The 18,274-nt window shown below is 40.3% G+C and carries 14 protein-coding genes and 1 rRNA gene; 6 read left to right on the top strand and 9 right to left on the bottom strand.

All coding sequences use genetic code 11. The features are described 5' to 3' along the window. Positions 1–120, bottom strand: a 16S ribosomal RNA gene (locus tag LXL81_RS14220); the annotation flags it as partial. 73 nt (positions 121–193) lie between these two features. Between LXL81_RS14220 and LXL81_RS14215 the strand changes: the two genes are divergently transcribed. From LXL81_RS14215 to LXL81_RS14205, 3 genes are all read left to right on the top strand, one after another. Next, positions 194–343, top strand: a complete 150-nt coding sequence (locus tag LXL81_RS14215; RefSeq protein WP_234647451.1) for a hypothetical protein — start codon at positions 194–196, stop codon at positions 341–343. 643 nt (positions 344–986) lie between these two features. Next, the gene (locus tag LXL81_RS14210) at positions 987–2,699 is read left to right on the top strand and encodes a GMC oxidoreductase (RefSeq protein ID WP_234647450.1); all 1,713 of its coding nucleotides are present in this window, start codon (positions 987–989) and stop codon (positions 2,697–2,699) included. Between the two features lie 64 nt (positions 2,700–2,763). Beyond that, complete coding sequence (locus tag LXL81_RS14205) at positions 2,764–3,498, top strand: DUF72 domain-containing protein (protein ID WP_234647449.1); 735 nt, start codon at positions 2,764–2,766, stop codon at positions 3,496–3,498. Between the two features lie 158 nt (positions 3,499–3,656). On the opposite strand, the gene LXL81_RS14200 is transcribed toward LXL81_RS14205, so the two are convergent. From LXL81_RS14200 to LXL81_RS14185, 4 genes are all read right to left on the bottom strand, one after another. Further along, entirely contained in the window at positions 3,657–4,703 is a 1,047-nt protein-coding gene (locus LXL81_RS14200; protein ID WP_234647448.1) for a T9SS type A sorting domain-containing protein, read from the bottom strand. A gap of 707 nt (positions 4,704–5,410) precedes the next feature. After that, on the bottom strand, positions 5,411–5,905 hold the full coding sequence (locus LXL81_RS14195; protein WP_234647447.1) for a GNAT family N-acetyltransferase: 495 nt from the start codon (positions 5,903–5,905) through the stop codon (positions 5,411–5,413). A 176-nt stretch (positions 5,906–6,081) separates the two neighbouring features. Next, positions 6,082–8,499 (bottom strand): hypothetical protein, encoded by a 2,418-nt coding sequence (locus LXL81_RS14190; protein WP_234647446.1) that lies wholly within the window; start codon positions 8,497–8,499, stop codon positions 6,082–6,084. A gap of 114 nt (positions 8,500–8,613) precedes the next feature. After that, positions 8,614–9,609, bottom strand: coding sequence for a GlxA family transcriptional regulator (locus tag LXL81_RS14185; protein ID WP_234647445.1), 996 nt, complete (start codon positions 9,607–9,609; stop codon positions 8,614–8,616). Between the two features lie 131 nt (positions 9,610–9,740). Between LXL81_RS14185 and LXL81_RS14180 the strand changes: the two genes are divergently transcribed. Both LXL81_RS14180 and LXL81_RS14175 read left to right on the top strand, forming a co-directional pair. Beyond that, positions 9,741–10,148 carry a VOC family protein gene (locus LXL81_RS14180; RefSeq protein WP_234647444.1) on the top strand — a complete coding sequence of 136 codons (408 nt, stop codon included), beginning with the start codon at positions 9,741–9,743 and terminating at the stop codon, positions 10,146–10,148. A 79-nt stretch (positions 10,149–10,227) separates the two neighbouring features. Further along, on the top strand, positions 10,228–10,707 hold the full coding sequence (locus LXL81_RS14175; RefSeq protein WP_234647443.1) for a hypothetical protein: 480 nt from the start codon (positions 10,228–10,230) through the stop codon (positions 10,705–10,707). Positions 10,708–10,794: 87 nt separating this feature from the next. On the opposite strand, the gene LXL81_RS14170 is transcribed toward LXL81_RS14175, so the two are convergent. Further along, entirely contained in the window at positions 10,795–11,931 is a 1,137-nt protein-coding gene (locus LXL81_RS14170) for a YhcG family protein (protein ID WP_234647442.1), read from the bottom strand. Between the two features lie 117 nt (positions 11,932–12,048). Between LXL81_RS14170 and LXL81_RS14165 the strand changes: the two genes are divergently transcribed. After that, positions 12,049–13,221, top strand: coding sequence for a M23 family metallopeptidase (locus tag LXL81_RS14165; protein ID WP_234647441.1), 1,173 nt, complete (start codon positions 12,049–12,051; stop codon positions 13,219–13,221). Positions 13,222–13,317: 96 nt separating this feature from the next. On the opposite strand, the gene LXL81_RS14160 is transcribed toward LXL81_RS14165, so the two are convergent. The 3 genes from LXL81_RS14160 to LXL81_RS14150 form a co-directional block, all read right to left on the bottom strand. Continuing rightward, entirely contained in the window at positions 13,318–14,760 is a 1,443-nt protein-coding gene (locus LXL81_RS14160) for an arylsulfatase (protein WP_234647440.1), read from the bottom strand. 466 nt (positions 14,761–15,226) lie between these two features. Next, on the bottom strand, positions 15,227–16,612 hold the full coding sequence (locus LXL81_RS14155; RefSeq protein ID WP_234647464.1) for a sulfatase: 1,386 nt from the start codon (positions 16,610–16,612) through the stop codon (positions 15,227–15,229). Positions 16,613–16,679: 67 nt separating this feature from the next. Then, the gene (locus LXL81_RS14150) at positions 16,680–18,272 is read right to left on the bottom strand and encodes a RagB/SusD family nutrient uptake outer membrane protein (RefSeq protein WP_234647439.1); all 1,593 of its coding nucleotides are present in this window, start codon (positions 18,270–18,272) and stop codon (positions 16,680–16,682) included. Positions 18,273–18,274 lie beyond the last annotated feature (2 nt).

Genomic DNA, 18,274 nt, shown 5'->3' with positions numbered 1-18,274 from the left:
GAAGGTAGGTTGCATACGCGTTACGCACCCGTACGACGGTGACATTGCTGCCCCCTCGCCTTGCATGTATTAAGCCTGCCGCTAGCGTTCATCCTGAGCCAGGATCAAACTCTCCATTGTAAATTTTGTTTTGTGGTAATCCTAAGATTCCACGTTATCTTCTTAAACGAACTATCTTGTTACTCTCTTCATCATGTCAAAGAACTGTGCTCCGCGTCTTCCGAAACTTGATGCGCTGATCGTTTTCAGCGCCGTACTACCCGATTGGGAGTGCAAAGGTGCACCTCTTTTTTTTCATACGCAAGTACAAGGTGAAAGTATTTTTCAGTTTTTTTTGAAATAATTTGTAAAAAGCTCAAAATGAGGAAAATGTGCCCCGAAAATATTTTGAAGTTTTTTTACGGCGTTGGGTTAGGGTATGGAAATGGGGCTGGAATGGATGGGAATGCGGTTGTGGGTTCTTTTTCTGGTTGTGGGGAGGATAGGTTTGATAGTGGGTTTGTTTGTGGGTTTTGTTCCTATATATAAGGAAGGGGAATGTTTGTTCAGCGGGGCAGGTTTGAGGATGGTTCATAGGAGGCTCCGAAGGAGCCGTGAGAAGCTTGGTTGTACTTAATTGCTATAAACAGGTGGCTCCGAGGGAGCCGTGAGAAGCTTAGTCGCGTTTACTTACTATAAACAGGAGGCTCCGAAGGGGCCCTAAGAAGCTTGGTTGAATTTATTTACTTTAAACAGGTGGCTCCGAGGGAGCCTGGGACATTACGGGATTTGATTCTGGATAGAAAAAAAGCTTTGAGGGATGTGAGGAAATTCCTGAGATCACTTCTGGATGGAGCTGAGCGTTCTGACGAGCTTGGAAAGATATAGACTAAAATGATTCAAACACTTTTATTATTCTTAGAGTAATTCCACAATTCTATTTCTTTTAATAAAAATAACCTGAACGGACCATTTCAGGTTGCTATCATTCATGAACAATTTCTGAAATGTCAAACCTCAATATAGATTCAGTTAAAGCGCGAACTTTTGACGCTATCGTGATAGGAACGGGAATTAGCGGGGGATGGGCGGCAAAAGAACTTACAGAGAAAGGATTAAAAACACTCGTTTTGGAGCGGGGAAAGGATGTTAAACATATTGTTGATTATCCAACCACCAATATGCAACCATGGGAATTTCCTCATTTGGGACAACCGACTCTGGCGCTCCGTGAACAAAACCCAATAGCAAGTAAGCATTATATTTTCAGGGAGGATTCTATACATTTTGTGATGAAAGACGCCGAGCATCCTTATATACAGGAAAAGCCATTCGACTGGATGCGCGGATATCAGGTTGGAGGACGTTCCTTATTATGGGCGCGGCAAACACAGCGTTGGTCTGACTATGATTTTGAGGGACCGGCCCGGGACGGTTTTGCCGTAGATTGGCCGATTCGTTATGCTGATATTGCTCCCTGGTATAGCTACGTTGAAAAATTTGCAGGTATTTCAGGGAATAAAGATGGTTTAGCACAATTGCCGGACGGAGAATTTCTTCCTCCACATGAATTAACCTGTGTTGAAAAACATTTCAGCGAACAAACGGCTATAAATTATAAAAACACCCGTCCGATCATTATAGGTAGGGCGGCACATATTACCGATCCACAGCCGATACATACAGAACAGGGCCGGGCGAAATGTCAGCATCGGAATATTTGCCAGCGCGGATGTCCGTTTGGTGGCTATTTTAGCAGCAATTCTTCAACAATTCCTTGGGCGGAACGAACAGGTAATCTGACTTTACAACCTTATTCTGTCGTACATTCCATTATATATGATGAAAAGAAAAAGAAGGCGACCGGCGTGCGCGTTGTAGATACGAATACAAAGGAAATGACTGAATATTATGCAAAAATCATTTTCCTGAATGCTTCCGCTATAAATTCAAATCTGATTTTATTGAATTCAACATCGAGCCGTTTTCCAACCGGTTTAGGAAATGACAGCGGTGTTTTGGGCAAATTTATTGGCTTCCATAATTATCGAGGCCGGGTTACGGCTGATTATGATGGATATCTGGATTCTACGACTGACGGCAAACGCCCTAACGCAGCGTATATTCCGCGTTTTCGTAATGTAGAAAAACAAGAAACCGACTTTTTACGCGGTTATGCCGCTTCGTTTTCTTCGAACAAAATGGGGAATCCGACGGATGGCATTGGCGAGTCTTTAAAAGAGCGTTTGCTTAAACCTGAGACGGGTGGATGGAGCGCCGGAGCCCAAATGATGGGTGAAACTTTGATGAAGGAAACCAATTTTATATCTCTGGATAAAACGCAAAAAGATAAATGGGGCATTCCACTTTTACGGATGCACGTTGAATTTGACGATAATGATATGAAAATGGTAGAGGATTTTTATGTTCAGTTGTCCGAAATGTTGGATAAGGCTGGTTTTAAAAACATCAAAACAGCCGATACCAAACGTAATCCCGGAAGTGAAAATCATGAAATGGGCGGTGCGAGAATGGGAAAAGATCCAAAAACGTCTATTTTAAATAAATGGAACCAGATGCACCAATGTTCAAATGTATTTGTAACTGACGGTGCTTCTATGGTTTCAACGGCAACACAAAATCCTTCATTGACTTATATGGCATTAACTGCAAGAGCGGTGGATTATGCTATTGGGGAAATGAAAAAAGGGAATATCTAGTTTTGCACAGCCCACCTCATTGGCAGGATTTTTTCTTATTCGCTGACGCTTAAACGGATCATCAATGGATAAGAAAGAAAAAATTCACATCGGAACTTCGGGCTGGAGTTATAAACATTGGGCAGGGATTTATTACCCTGCCGGCTTAAAACCAGTCGATTACCTTTCTTACTATTCCAAACAGTTTCTTACGGCAGAAATCAATACCAGTTTTTACCGTCTACCAAAGGATGAAACGATTAAGAACTGGGTCAGACAGGTTCCCGATAATTTCGTTTTTTGTCCTAAAATGAGCAGATTCCTGAGCCACATGAAAAAGCTTCATGATGCAGAAGAGCCTGTGGAAAGATTTTGCAGCATTTTTGATGATATCAAATTAAAACTGGGACCAATCCTGATTCAGCTGCCAACCAATGTACATTTTCATGAAGAACTTACTGAAGAATTTTACCGTATTCTAAAAACGAAAACGGATTACAGATTTGCTATGGAGGTACGCCATGAATCCTGGTATTCTGATGAAAGTATTTTTCTCATGAAAAAATTTGGTATTACACTGGTACTGGCTCATTCAAAGGATTTTCCATACCTGGAAGCTATCACCGCCCAAGATATTTATGTCAGATTTCATGGCCCAACCGGGCTTTATGCATCATTTTATGATGACGGCTTCTTGATGGACTATGCTGAAAAATTTAAACTGTGGAAGTCAGAAGGACATAATATTTGGGCGTATTTCAACAATGATATAAATGGATATGCCTTGATGAATGCGCAAAAAATGATTGAATTAATTTAGTCTTTAGTGATCTCCTGGTTTATTCTACCTTTTTCCCAATCAGACTAACGCATCTCAAGTCTGCGGGCTGTTTCAGATGAACAGTAAACTTCACATTAAGTAACAATTACATAAGGTGAAGTTTACTGTTTAAAACGCCGCATCACAAGACACTCAAGCTACCTTGCTATCATAATCTTCTCTGTGGCCCAGGATCCGTCAGTTTTTCCAATTTTCACTATATAAATTCCTTGTTTTAAATTTGCCACATTAATTGACTTTAAAGGGTCCTTTCCTGAATCATAAACCGTATTTCCAACAAGATTTAGTAGCTGTATATTGGCAACATTATTCCAATTACCCATCTTTATTGTAAGCTGATCTGATACCGGATTTGGATATATTTCAATATTTATATTTTCAAATTCAACTTTTTTGATAGAACTAAAATCAAAAGTCTCATCCTTATCTATCATTTTCAAACGATAATAATTATTCGATTCTGATGGATTTGCGTGTGTAAAACGATAATCCAGCCTGGTTTTACTTTCCACAGCGGAAGCAATTGACCCAATCAAATTCCATTCTTTTCCATTTAAACTGTGCTCAATTTCAAATCTGTCACTGTTTATTTCCGTGGTTGTGGACCAATCCAGATTCACTTGTTTATTTTCCTTCGTCGCCGTGAATGACAGCAGAGTAACAGGCAGCGGAGTAATAACGGATACCGGCGTAGACATCAGATCATTGCCCGGAATTAAGTTTCCCGAAGGCGGATAGCTAAGGTTAAATTCCGTTGCAATGGTAGCATATAAAATCCTTTGATCACCATTAATAGCTTTCAGCGGTATTTTTACAGTTCCAAAGCTTCCCTTTGGAATTCCATCGGGCACAGTAAGTTTTATTATGGTTGACCCAGCGAATGTTGAGGTTTGGCTCACGATGGTAACACTGAATGGCACTTTGGAAAAATCAAGATTTCCGTTTACTTTCAGAATATAAGGAATTGTAATAATAAAATTTGCGTCGTAGGGTGTCAAAGCTTTGCCTGCTGAAAAAGCCCCGGAATAATTTCCTATCACCACTTCAAGGCTGCCCGTAGCATTTAACTGAAATATAGACTGGGAAAAACTCATTCCGGAAGAACCTGGATCTGCTTGCCCAAAACTCTTTTCAAATGATAAAATTGTAATGATCAGAATTAAAACTTTTGTAATAATTTGCATAATTTTAAATATTTAGAGGAGGGAGATTTGTCAACATAGCGGATTAATCACAAACGCCTTTGAGGCAGTATGTGGCATCCGTTGAATACCCTAAAAAGGTATTCAACCTGGAAATTTAGACGAGTATCAAATGTTCATAGCGATTCCCTCAGCAGAAATCATCTGTTGATGAATACTAGAATATGTTAAGGCTAATTTAAATTTTTACAACTGACATCATCGATTGTTTTGCAGTATGCCAACTGAATTTGCGGGGATAGAGGACTGGATAACTCTTTGGTTGTCCCAATACATGGAACAGCGTTACGGAATGCTGAATTACTCATAGATTTCATGAAGAGGAGGTAATTATTTAGATTTTTATCGATTTACTTCATCCCAAATATTTAATATTAGGAATTTAGGAATTATAAATCTTCTGTAATTCTAATAAAAATGAAAACTCAAAGCTATCAGTTTTTATTTAACGGTAATCTACTCCTTCTTTTGTGACTCTCTCAACTGTAAAATCATTAATTTTCTCAGATAACTTCCATCAAAACGCTCACCTTTATACGTATTTCGCAAAGACATTTCGATTAAAATTATTTTATAAAAACTTTATAAGGTTACAAATATGATCTATGCGGTTAATGCACGCATATTTATAGTGCTTTTGTTAACTATCCAATTTATGTAGCTCATTCTTCCAAAAAGTAGCGTAGGTTTTAATTTATAATCAAATGATAATATACATTTTCACCCATCATTCTTGGAAAATAAACTGGCAAATTTTCGCTTTTTATTTTGGCAAATCCATTCTTTTCGTAAAACCGATGTGCAGCTTTCAGCATATCAACGGTTCCTAAGTAGAGATCGGTAATACCATTTTCCTTACAATGATTAATCAGTTTTTGAAGTAACATTTGGGCAGTTCCAATATCTTTTCCTCTGAATTCTTTCTTTACAAACATTTTTCTTATCGCTCCTGAATGATTTCCCAAAGCTATTAATGCAATAGAACCAACCAATTCATCCCCTTTTTTTGCTCCCCAAAATCCACCGCCCGTGTTGTGGTAATGGGTTTCAATATCCAGTAAATCTGGTTGTCCTTCAAGTGTTACCGGTACATTAAATTCTATTTGCTGAATGGGTAAGATCAGATTCAGAATCTGAGGACAATGGTCGTTGAAAATAGGACTGATAAATATAGAGGTGTTCATAGTTTCATTTATGTTATTTTATATGTAGTCAACTACATAATTAAACAATTATGATATTATTTAGTTCAGTAACTGATCATAGGATTCGAAAATAATTGCTTACGAATAAAGCAGTTTCTGCTGTCCCAATATGCATGACAACTAATTGGGACAGCAGAAATGAAAACTGAATTAATCTATTGCTCTCTTCCGCGTGGGTTAGCACGAGGAGATGCATTGCGCTGTGGATTTGGGTTTGCAGCAGGTTGTCTGTTCTGCGGTGCCCGATTTTGATTCGGCGTCACAGAGGGACGAGCGTTTTCCCGATTGTTTTGCGGAAAAGATTGTCGAACAGGCTGATCCGGCCTGTTAATTGGGCGCGAAATATTTGGACGAGCATTTAGATCAGATCCATTTGCAGGCCGGCTAATATCAGGCCGTGCATTTTGTCCATTTCCTATTGAAGGCCTCGTCCGATCAGGACTACTTCCAGTTGATGGCTGAGTAATATTAGGCCGGCTATTTTGTCCGTTTCCAATTGTTGGACGTGTTCTGTCAGGAATTGTATTTTGATCTCTGCCTGTTGAAGGACGTGTCAAATCCGGGCGGCCTGTATTTTGTCCATTTCCGGTTGATGGCCTTGTTCTGTCAGGAAAAGTCGTTTGCCCCGAACCAGTTGATGGTCTGCCATTTCCCGGACGCCCATTTTGATCATTTCCTGTAACCGGTCTGGTAACATTAGTCCTACCCGAATTTGGTCTTACCACCGCTGGCCTGAAAACGTTATCCCGCGTGGCCACAACAGATTTTCTGTCACGGTATAAATTGTTATTATTATTTCCATAATCCGGTCTTCCATTCCTATTTCCATTAACCGGACGGTTGATCGTCATATTTGGTCTTGGACGATTTGTATAACCTCCATTGCCTGGCCGGCTTCCATAATATCCACCATTCCAACCCCATGGACGATAAGGAGGACGATACGCAGGAGGCCCAAACCAGCCACCATAGTTAGGACGCGAACGGCCATAATGATACCAACCCACATTAAATCCTAAACCAAAACTCATAGACCAACCGGCCCAGGGATTATAATGCATACCAAACCCCCAGGTTACCGGGCGTGGCCGATAATATCTTCCCCGCCACGGACGGTAATGCCAGCCAGTACCCCAGACAACCGTAGGTCCATAAATGTAATTCCCCATGTAACCCTGAGTGTATCCAACGTACACATACTGAGGTGTAGTTTCATAAATGTATACATAACGGGCGTTATATGCCGCGTTGCTCGGAGGAATTCTATCTACATCCGATGGCCGTTCATTAGCAACCTGCCATGGGCCGTAAGGATTATTGCTGATAAACCAGATTCCGTTTTCAAGCGCATAAAACTGGTTATTTGCAGCTTGCATAACCGTAATATCAGCATTTTCCGCAACAGACAGATTAGTGCCCTGAATCGGTACAAAACGTGGTTCTCCATCATAATTAACTTCTACCCTGGCTGTGCTCCGGTCCACTTTTGCAGTTTGCGGAATTTGTGCTTCCATCAATGCGTCATCGGCTTCTTCGGTCCCTGCAACACTCGCCAGAACACCGTCCTTTTCTGAACCAGCGGGAATATTTGCAAAAGCAGGTGGTAAGGAATTTTGCGGCACATATTGCCATGGGCCATTCAGAGAAGTACTGTTATACCACCTTCCGGCAATTAAAATATAATTTTTCTGACTGTCGATATCTTTAAAAATCTCGTCAAGGGAATTGTTGACATACAAGAGCGTAGAACCCTGCACTGCCTGATAAGTTGGCTTTCCTTCGGTTTGAATTATTTCAGCCGGCTCTGTTACAACAAGAATATCTGTTGGCGTAGTAAATTTATATATGTCATCATTTTCAGAAGAAGCTTTTTTCTCCTCTTCATTCATTTTGGCATCAACGGATTTGATTCTGGACGGGATATTTTTGACATAACCCCAGCCATCTTTAACCCGGTTGGATGTATACCAGAAACTTCCGCCATACAAATAATACTTATTATCATCAGGATTTTTGACGATCAAATATGGCGTATTCACGACCCTTATCATTTGCAGATCGTCATCTCTCTCTTCCACCGGCTCTCCATCTAGCACGATAAGCGTAGTGGGTTTGTCGCGGTAGATAATTAACGGGGCATCATTTTTTAAATTTTCGGCACTTTGTTCCTGATTGATAGCTGCCTGAATATCATCTCTGGAAAATTGGACACGCAAATTTGAAAAACCCTGCTCAACCGATTTTCTGAAATTGTCTGTATCAATATTATCATTATCTGCAAATTTTGATTGCCGCACTGTAACATTTTTCAATGTTGCATTATTACCGGCAGATAATTGCCCTTGAATCCACATTGCACCAAAAACCGGTTCATCACCTGATTTTTTACGGATGGAAACCGCAGCACGGGCCGTCACATTGTCACCGGAAAGTTTTTCAGGCTGCAGCTGATAAATCGCGATCGTTCCGCCGCCTGCGTAAGGAATTTCTTTCGGCCAGGTATCCTGCGCCTTAACCGATACCACGCTCAGACAAATCAGAAAAACAATTGCAAGTATTATACTTTTTGGCATGGCTAACATAGCTGGATGTTTAAGTAACAATCGGAAACAATGAAGATACATTCTTAAGAACAGAACTTTGACACAATCAGCTAGCCATTGGTTTAAATGTACTGGAAGAAAATGTTACTTCGCCGCATAACCTATACCTTCCATTCTACCTACGTTAAATTTCTCACGATATGATTTTGGCGTCATACCCGCACTTTTTTTAAATAACTGACGAAATGCTTTCAAGTCATTATAACCCGAATTTAGCATTACTTCCAGTACACTCTGATCGGTTAATTCCAGTAACTTTTTGGCTGCCTCAATTCTGGTCTTTTGTAAATATTCTATGGGGGTAACGCCGGTTGCAAGTTTAAATCTTCGTACCACATTTCGTCTGCTTGCTGGAATATCCTGAATCATTGCTTCAATAGTACTGGACTCCTGATAGGCATTTTCAATTTTCTTTTGTGCCATCGTCACCAGATTATCCCCATGATTTTGAGGAGGTTGAAAGGTTCCGAAATATGCCTGCTGCTCCCGGTCCATATCAATGGCAAACAATTTGGCAATATGGAGCACCACTTCCCTGCCGCAATATATTTTCAGCAAATGAAGCATTAAATGAAAACTGCTCGTTGCTCCACCGCTGGTGTAAATCCCATCCTCATCTGTCACGATGGCATCTCCATACAAACGAACTGCCGGAAAACTATTGGCAAAGGCCGAAGTCGCGTTTACATGCGTAGTTGCACTTTTCCCATTTAGCAAGCCTGTCGCAGCCAATAAAAATGCTCCTGTACAAAAACTGGCTATTTCCGCACCGATCTGATACTGCTGTTGAAGCCATGGGACGAACCGGATGTTTTCACCAACCGCAATTTCAGTTACATCCGCAGCAAAAGCGGGAATCAATATCAAATCCTGCTTTTCCAGAACTTCAATAGGAAGAAGCTCATATTTGCCAAATGTCTGGCCCGAAGATTCCGCTGGCAGACTGAATAATTTTATATCAAAAAATGAAGATTTTCCCTGAGCCTGGTAAAATCTGTTTACTGATTCGAAAACATCCAAAATTGCTGCTACACTTAGTAAACGATGTCTTTTTGTAATCAAGAGCGCTAATTGTATCATTTTCGTTTTGTTAGTATATGACTAAAGTATATATTTTTTGTCTTAAACACCCCTTCAGGATGACTTTTTAAGCCTTTAATTTACTACGGCAATATACTTAATTTTGTCCTGTACTATAATCAATTAATACTATGAAATTAATTCCCTATCTAAATTTCGAAGGTAAGTGTGAGGAAGCAATATCGTTTTACCTTACCGTATTCAATGGAAAAATTGTTTATAAAGATTATTATAAAAGTGCGCCTATGGATATTCCTGAAAGCCATAAAGAGAAAATCATGCATTGTCAGCTGGATTTTGGAGACAATACGCTTATGGCCTGCGATGCATTTCCCGGTGTTGAAATTAAAGAAGGAAATGGTATTGATTTATCCATAGGTTTTGATGACGAATTGAAGGCCAAAGAAATATTTAACCAATTAGCGGCTGACGGAAAAATCACCATGCCTTTTGAAAAACAATTCTGGGGTGCCTGGCTGGGTCAGCTTACCGATCCTTTTGGTAAAAAATGGATGATCAGTACCAATATTCATGCGTAGGTTTTATATTGAAGTATTTAAAGCAGACTACTTTTACAAAAGTCATTCGCATTATACCTGGAAATAAATTATTCAAAAAATGGATGCTGTTTTCAAAAAGTTAAATTTAAAAAATCAAAGAACAGTCGTTGTGCTTAATGCCCCGGATTCTTTTGAAATAAATCTGGAAAGCATCCGCGACGAAACTGTGGTCGTGCATTCTCTTCATGAAGCAACCGAAATTGATTTTATTCTGGTGTTTGTTACCAAACAAACTGAAATTGACCAGCTGATCCCAAAATTGGCCCCAAAGCTAAAAGGCGATGCGGTGGTATGGATGTGTTATCCAAAAGGAACTTCGAAGAAATATAAATGCGATTTTAACCGCGACACAGGTTGGAAGATCATGGGAAATTATGATCTGGAACCTGTAAGAATGGTAGCGATAGATGAAGACTGGAGTGCGTTAAGATTTAAAAAAGTGGACTTTATCAAAACCATGAAACGCTCTTCCGAACATGCATTGTCAGAGAAAGGTAAAGTAAAATCAGGCCAGATCAATAATTTTAACCACGAATAAACATGTCAAAAAGTAATTATAAAATTTCACTTGAATCGGTATTCACCAAAAACTTCAAATGTTGATTGGGAACTGGGTAAAAGAAAGTTAGAAATGTCTTAACTCATTTTTAATAAAAATTTCTAACTGTTCCTTACTTGGTAATTCGATCACATACTTGCTCACGAATAAAGGAATATCGCTATCCGCAACTGCATATTCCACCAACGCTTTATTTTGATCTGTAACCAAAAGAATTCCTACCGGAGGATTATCTCCCGGTAACATGATTTCCTTTTTAAAATAGTTGATATAAGTTTTAAGCTGACCAATGTGTTCATGTTTTACTTCATTGGTTTTCAACTCGATCAATACATGACACTTTAATATTCTGTGATAAAATACCAGATCGATAAAGAAGTATTCATCACCGATTATTATCCGCTTTTGTTTTGCTTCAAAACAAAAACCATGGCCTAATTCGATAAGGAATTCTTCCAGGTGGTCAACCAGTGCCTGTTCCAGATCATTTTCATAAACCACTTCTTTTGCTCTCAAACCTAAGAATTCGAAGGTAAAAGGTGATTTAATAATATCTCCTATTTGAATCTGATCGGAATTTTCATGTACTTCCAGGCTCAGTTTTTCCGGATTCAGACTCATTCCGGATCTTTCAAAATATAATGTCCGTATCTGACGCTTCAGTTCGTTAACACTCCAGTTACCCTGGATACACTGAATTTCATAAAAAGAACGTTTTACCTGTTCTTTGATTGGTAATAGTAAAGTCAGATGGGAAAAGGATAATTTGGATATTAATACTTCACCCGATAATGTATAAACTCCCTTTTCACTTTCTGAGATTGTATTACTCGTACCAGAATCAACCTTTAATTCAAGCTTATCAAATGTTGAAGAAATAGTCCTTTTATTTTGTCTGAAATTAATATCCTTCAATTGTGCAGACGCTGTCTGCACAATTGAAGGATATAGGAAATAGAATTGTCGAAACAACTTTAAATTTCTGGCACCTAAACCTTTAATATCCAATTTATATGCAAGATCGTCAAGCAATTTCTCCCCATACTTCGCCCTATCCTCGCCGTTTTGCTCAAATTCTACAATGTAAAAGCCAATAAGCCAATTACGGATAGTCAAATGTTTGTTGATTGCCTTGATGGCACTTTGCTGGAGTGTGGCGTGTGTTTCCTGTATGTTATTTACGAGAACATCAAAATTCATCATGATGTAGTTGGATAAGTGTGCGATAATTTTTTACAATATAGTCTTTCATTTCCGGACAATGATTCCCGTCATGGCATGAATTTAGAGCTTACCACTTTAAGTAATAAAATATAATCTATGCGACTATTATCTAAGCTTTTCCTGGTCTTGGTCATCGTGATTTCTGCATTTTCGTGTAAGCGGGTTCCTGTTTCACACTGGTTTCCGGTGACACCACAGGAACATTATGAACAGGAGTTGTACAAAGCCAAAGCTGAAAAAACTGTTTCTGGACAGACCTGGTTTAAAGCAGGAAAACAGGTTCTAAATGATACATTATTTACTGAGATACCTTATCAGGAAAGATTTTATCTGGGAGATTCGATACCGGCTCAGTCCATACGGCTCAAAATACCGGAAGGGAGAAAACTGGTAATTAATACATTTAGGAATGAGGATGATTCTCTTTCAAAATTATTTCTGGAATTATACCGTATCAAAACAAACGGAAAGCCACAAAGAATTGAATACCTGAAAACGAATGAAAACACATTGACAATAGCTGATTTTGAGGGCGATACCTTATTAATCCGTATCCAGACCGGATTAAACGAAAAGGTTCGCGTGTCATTATCTCTAACCACGCAACCAACGCTAACCTTTCCATTAGCAAATCATGGTATTCAAAATCTGATCAGTTTTTGGGGCGCACAGCGGGATGGTGGTGTAAGATCGCATGAGGGAATTGACATTAAGGCACCAAGGGGAACACCAGCAGTTGCGGTTGAAAACGGCTTTATCACCCAAACCAGCACGAACAACCTGGGAGGAAAAATCGTCTTTTTATCCGCAAGCGGAAGTCCGTATTCTATTTATTATGCACATTTGGATAGCCAACTGGTTTCTGTTGGGCAGCGTGTTGTTCGGGGTGATACTTTGGGACTGGTAGGAAATACCGGCAATGCAATCACAACGGCTCCTCACTTGCATTTTGGAATTTACACACGTGGTTCCGGCGCAGTTGATCCGCTGCCTTTTATTAGTGACAAAAAAGAGAAACTGCCTGCTTTACCTGTAAAATCCATTTGGTTAGGAGATTCCGTACGGATAAAAAACAAAGTAAACGTATATATATCAAATGATTTTTCAAATTCTCGAAAAATCCGGTTCTTGCCAAAAAATGAGGTGATCCGTATATTGGGAGAATTATCAAAAGGTTATCGAATCGGATTGTCCGATGGGACAAAAGGTTACATTCCTCCCATTGAATTTGAATCTTTGGACAAACAGGCCACACGCAGGAAATTGTAAAAAAACAAGAGATACACAACGAGAATATTACTCTGTGTACCTCTTGTTTTCTCTTTGAACCTCTGTGTAATAAGAAAATTTATACCATCACATCTGCTAATTCCCAGCCTGACCAATAAATGGAAAAATTGCAGATTCCACATGCGACCTGTTCATGATCTGTCCAAGTTCTTTTGCTTTTGCAGGAAACTTATCAGCGATATTCACCCGCTCACCGGCATCTTTAGACAGATCATAAAGTTCTACTGGTGAGTCAGGATGGCCTGCTGCTTTCAACCTTACAGCTTTCCAGTTTCCCTGGCGTACCGCCTGCCGGCCACCTTGTTCATGAAATTCCCAGTACAGATAAACATGTTTCTTCTGAACGCCTTTTCCGGTGATGGAGGGCACAAAAGAAATTCCATCTGTTTTGGTTGTAGGTTTTGCTCCTGCCAGCTCCGCAAAAGTTGGTAAAATATCCCAGAACGCACCGATGTAGTCATTTTTAGTGCCGGGTTTGATCACTCCCGGCCAGCGTGCTGCAAATGGCTCACGAATTCCACCTTCATACAAATCACGCTTTACACCTTTGAAACCGCCGCTGCTGTGAAAAAATACCGGATCAGCCCCTCCTTCAATATGTGGTCCGTTATCACTTGTGAAAATTACCAATGTATTTTTATCCAACCCTTTTTCTTTCAACTTATCAAGAATCTGACCGACATACAAGTCAAGCCGGGAAACCATAGCAGCAAAAGCGGCGTGCGGATATTGCTGTGATGCATAACCTCCATCGGTTGCATTTGGCCCATAGTCCGCGCCTTTATAGGGTTGTTCATCAAACTTTCCTTTGTAATATTGAAAGATGCTGTCTTCCGGAACGATCAGTTCTGCATGTGGTAAAATATATGGCAGGAATAAAAAGAATGGCTGTTTATCATTTTTGGAATCCACAAATTCGAGTGCTTTTTTCTGTATCAGATCCGGTGCATACTCTTTGTTGTAAAGTAAATTTTGATTTGCTTCCAAAACAACTTTTTTCTGGTTTTCCCAAAGATGATCAGGATAGTAACGATGCGCAAGGCTCTGGCAATTGTAACCATAAAACTGATCAAAACCTTGTTTGTTAGGGTCGCCGTATGAGCCGACTGGCCCCAATCCCCATTTCCCAAAAGCACCGGTAGCATAACCTGCCTTTTTCAAAATTTCGGCAATTGTCACAACAGAATCTGCAATAGGCTCCTGCCCTTCCGGATCAACTCCTTTATTGCCTCTGATGTACGTATGCCCGGTATGTTTCCCGCTCATGAGTGAAGATCGGGATGGCGCACAAACGGAAGTTCCGGCATAAAACTGCGAAAACTGAACTCCTTCTCTGGCAAGTCGGTCTATATTAGGCGTACTGATTAATTTTTGTCCATTAAATCCTACGTCACCATAACCCAGATCATCGGCCAGAATAAAGATAATATTGGGCCGTTTCGTATTTTGAGCAGAGGATGAATTGAATTGAAATAACCCGGTGAGCAGGAAAAAAAGAGAAAAGTATTTCTTAGTCATGAAATTTTAATTTAATCAAATGTGTTACCTGCAGACTTTGCTGAGACTATAATCCGTTCTATTTAGGAATAAAGTGACGAAGTTAATTTGAAAGACTACAAAAAAATTCACCACTCCTGATACCCCGCGACAGCCCAGCCGGGCAAGCATGAATTGACAACCACCGAAAATCCGGCATGTCCGGTTTGTGCTGTCTCTTGGGTATCAGGAGTGGATATATATTTTCAATCAAAAATGTTTATCGTGATTACAGAATACGGATATTGTCTTTGATATACTCTACTTATTTGATAGACAAAGTAATGATTTTGTTTTCATACTAGCAAGGGGTTTTGAGAAATTATTTTCGTGTAAATTGGCTTTTTCTAACCGCAATAGACGCAATGGGTTTCGTCTTGCGTCCATTGCGGATTCTATTGCGTCTATTGCGGTTAAAAAACACAAATTCAGGTTCGATCAACTAAAACTATCTCTCGATTTTCCCACCCGGTCTTCGGTTTTTGCCGGTTTTCTTCTGCAAATCGTCACCTAAATCTTCTCTTGCCGCATCGGCGATCTTTTCAAGTTCTGCAACGATTTCCGGATTTTGGGAATAAACATCATAACGCTCACCCGGATCACGGTTTAGATTATAGAGCGCAACCGGGAAATCATGATTTTCTGGTGCAGGCCCGGGTTGACCATCCTTTCCTGGCAATGAACCTTCATAGGTGCGGCCAGGATGTGGAAAAACAAGTTTCCAGTTTCCTTTACGGACCGCTTCCAGACTATTCTGACGGTAATAGTAAAGAAAATTTTCTCGCGGCGTTTTTGTATCATCACCTTTCAAGAGATCAACAAATTCAATTCCGTCAATTTTCTCTTTTGGTGATTTTGCACCGGTCAGCTTTACCAGCGTTGGCAGAATATCGATGTTGGACAAAAGTTTGTTTGAAACTCTTCCCGCAGGAACCACACCCGGCCAGCGGATAATTGCCGGCACGCGTTGTCCACCTTCGAATGAAGTTCCTTTTCCTTCACGGAAACCACCAGATGAACCGGCATGATCGCCATAGTTTAACCACGGGCCATTATCGCTGGTAAAAATCACGATCGTATTATCATCCAGCCCCTGTGTTTTCAATTCTTTCATGATCTCTCCTACCGACCAATCCAGTTCTGTCAGCACATCGCCAAAAATTCCACGCTCACTTTTTCCTTTGAAATTAGCACTTGCAGCCAGCGGAACGTGTGGCATTGGTTCAGGTATATATAAAAAAAACGGCTTCTTTTTATTCTTTTTGATGAAAGAAACTGCGTGTTCAGTTACCGTTCCGGTAATCAGGCTCGCATCATCAAGATTTTTAATCTCCTTCACCTGCTTATTTCCTTCGATCCAGAAAAGCGGCGGATACTGCGCCTGCTTTTGCCATGGGTGCAGCGGCCACATATCGTGCGAATATGGAACGCCGTAGTATTCATCAAAACCTTGTTTTAATGGAAGGAAAATAGAGTCATTTCCTAAATGCCACTTGCCGAAGATACCGGTTGTATAACCATTTGATTTTAATAATTCTGCAAGCGTTTCTTCATTTGGATTAAGTCCCAGACCTTGTTTTGGGCCAAAAGCCCCTGCAACGCCAACGCGGTTTGGATAACAACCCGTCAGCAAAGCCGCCCTTGATGCGCTGCAAACAGCCTGAGCCGCCATGAAATTGGTAAAACGCGTTCCTTCGGCAGCTAGTCTGTCAATGTTTGGCGTTTTGTAACCCAATGCACCGGTTACAGTCAAATCACCATAACCCATATCATCAATAAAAAACAAAACAATATTGGGTGTTTTCGATACCGGTTTCGGTGCCATGGATACCATAAACACAGCCAAACCCAGAACGAAACAGGATACAATAACGAACTTCAATTCTTTAATGCTTAACATATTACCAACCTGGATTTTGTGTTAGTGATGGATTTAAATCTCTTTCTTTCTGCGGAACCGGCCACAAATAATGACGGCTTACATCAAATGCTTTATTCACCGAAACAACCTGAACCGTCACCAATGCTCCGGCCGCATCTTTATACGTGATACCATAAACAGGTCCGGGAATAACTTTTTCTGCTGTTTTCCAGCGACGGATATCAAACAAGTGCTGACCTTCAAAAGCCAGTTCAACGGTTCTTTCACGACGAACGATGGCACGCAATTCCGCCTGCGACATTGTAGTAACAGAAGGTTGTTTTACGTCTGTTCTACCATTTCTGACGGTATTAATTGCAGCTAAAACACTTGCATCAATTTGTCCGGTTTCAATTTTTGCTTCGGCATAAGTCAGCAAAATTTCTGCGTAACGGAGCAAAATAATATTGATTCCGCTATTTGCAGGATTCCCATAATCTTCGTTGATAATGTATTTTTTGATATTAAAACCAGTTGTAGAAGCTATGTAAGTACTGCCGATCGCGTCGGCAGTTCCGCTGGTTGGCTGCGGTTTGAAAGCAATACCACTTGGCAAAATATCTCCTTCCAGAAAAATGGAATATTTCAGACGTGTATCCCGATTGGCATAAGGAGTTGCCGGATTATATCCGCTTGCGGCGTCGGTGATCAATTTCCCATCCAGCGTTTCATACATATCAACCAGCGCCTTGGTAGGCACATAACTACTTTGGCCATTTTTTTGACTATAAGGTGCCAATAGCGGAAAAACATTTATTGGATAGGTGTCTTTTATAAATTGTCTGTCAAACAAAACCTCTTTATTGTTTTCAGCAGCGTAAGTAAACAACTTTTCGTAGGATTCATACAGACCGTAAATACCAAGTTTTATCACTTTGTCCGCTGCATCTGCCGCTTTTTGGTAACGACCAGCATACAAATTCGCTCTGGCCGCCAAACCTAAGGCAGCACCCTGAGTAACTCTCCCTTTGTCCGTCGCCGGATAAGTCGTGGGCAAAAGTGCAGCCGCCTCGGTGAGTTCTTTGTCAATAAAATCCCATATTTCTGAAACCGGAGATTTTACCAAAGCTCTGCCTTCGTCAATTGTCAGAGACGATGTTACCAACGGAACATCGCCGTAAAAAGATGCCAGTTTAATATATTGATATGCGCGCAAAACTTTGGCCTCACCTTTAAGCTGATTGATCAATGCTGTATTGGTAGAAGCTACTTTATCAACATTTTCGAGGAAATAACTTGTCGCACGGATTCCTCTATATGCTCTTCTCCATTCGCCAAGCACTTTTGAACTCGTTCCATCATATGTTCCCAACTCAATATAAGCCTGCACATCAAAGTTCTGGTTAGTATGCGCAATATCGGTCAGCGCGTCCCAGGTTATTATGTTAGTACTATCCAAATCCGTGTATAAACCGTTCACGGCCAGTTTTGCATCCGTTTCAGTTTTCCAGAATGCGTCTACTGAAAGTCGGTCGTTAGGGACTGTTTCTAAAAGATCATTGTCGCAGGAAATCAGGGAAATGGTCGAAACCACCAGCGACAGGATTGTATATTTTAACTTATTCGTTTTCATGA

This window comes from Dyadobacter sp. CY356, assembly GCF_021440195.1.
GTDB lineage: Bacteria > Bacteroidota > Bacteroidia > Cytophagales > Spirosomataceae > Dyadobacter.
Note: the sequence above shows the minus strand (reverse complement) of the source record. Positions and strands in the feature narration are given on the sequence as shown.

Coding starts and splice junctions, on each gene's coding strand:
- LXL81_RS14215 (WP_234647451.1), top strand. CDS start 194: ATGTCAAAGAACTGTGCTCCGCGTCTTCCGAAACTTGATGCGCTGATC.
- LXL81_RS14210 (WP_234647450.1), top strand. CDS start 987: ATGTCAAACCTCAATATAGATTCAGTTAAAGCGCGAACTTTTGACGCT.
- LXL81_RS14205 (WP_234647449.1), top strand. CDS start 2,764: ATGGATAAGAAAGAAAAAATTCACATCGGAACTTCGGGCTGGAGTTAT.
- LXL81_RS14200 (WP_234647448.1), bottom strand. CDS start 4,703: ATGCAAATTATTACAAAAGTTTTAATTCTGATCATTACAATTTTATCA.
- LXL81_RS14195 (WP_234647447.1), bottom strand. CDS start 5,905: ATGAACACCTCTATATTTATCAGTCCTATTTTCAACGACCATTGTCCT.
- LXL81_RS14190 (WP_234647446.1), bottom strand. CDS start 8,499: ATGCCAAAAAGTATAATACTTGCAATTGTTTTTCTGATTTGTCTGAGC.
- LXL81_RS14185 (WP_234647445.1), bottom strand. CDS start 9,609: ATGATACAATTAGCGCTCTTGATTACAAAAAGACATCGTTTACTAAGT.
- LXL81_RS14180 (WP_234647444.1), top strand. CDS start 9,741: ATGAAATTAATTCCCTATCTAAATTTCGAAGGTAAGTGTGAGGAAGCA.
- LXL81_RS14175 (WP_234647443.1), top strand. CDS start 10,228: ATGGATGCTGTTTTCAAAAAGTTAAATTTAAAAAATCAAAGAACAGTC.
- LXL81_RS14170 (WP_234647442.1), bottom strand. CDS start 11,931: ATGATGAATTTTGATGTTCTCGTAAATAACATACAGGAAACACACGCC.
- LXL81_RS14165 (WP_234647441.1), top strand. CDS start 12,049: ATGCGACTATTATCTAAGCTTTTCCTGGTCTTGGTCATCGTGATTTCT.
- LXL81_RS14160 (WP_234647440.1), bottom strand. CDS start 14,760: ATGACTAAGAAATACTTTTCTCTTTTTTTCCTGCTCACCGGGTTATTT.
- LXL81_RS14155 (WP_234647464.1), bottom strand. CDS start 16,612: ATGGTATCCATGGCACCGAAACCGGTATCGAAAACACCCAATATTGTT.
- LXL81_RS14150 (WP_234647439.1), bottom strand. CDS start 18,272: ATGAAAACGAATAAGTTAAAATATACAATCCTGTCGCTGGTGGTTTCG.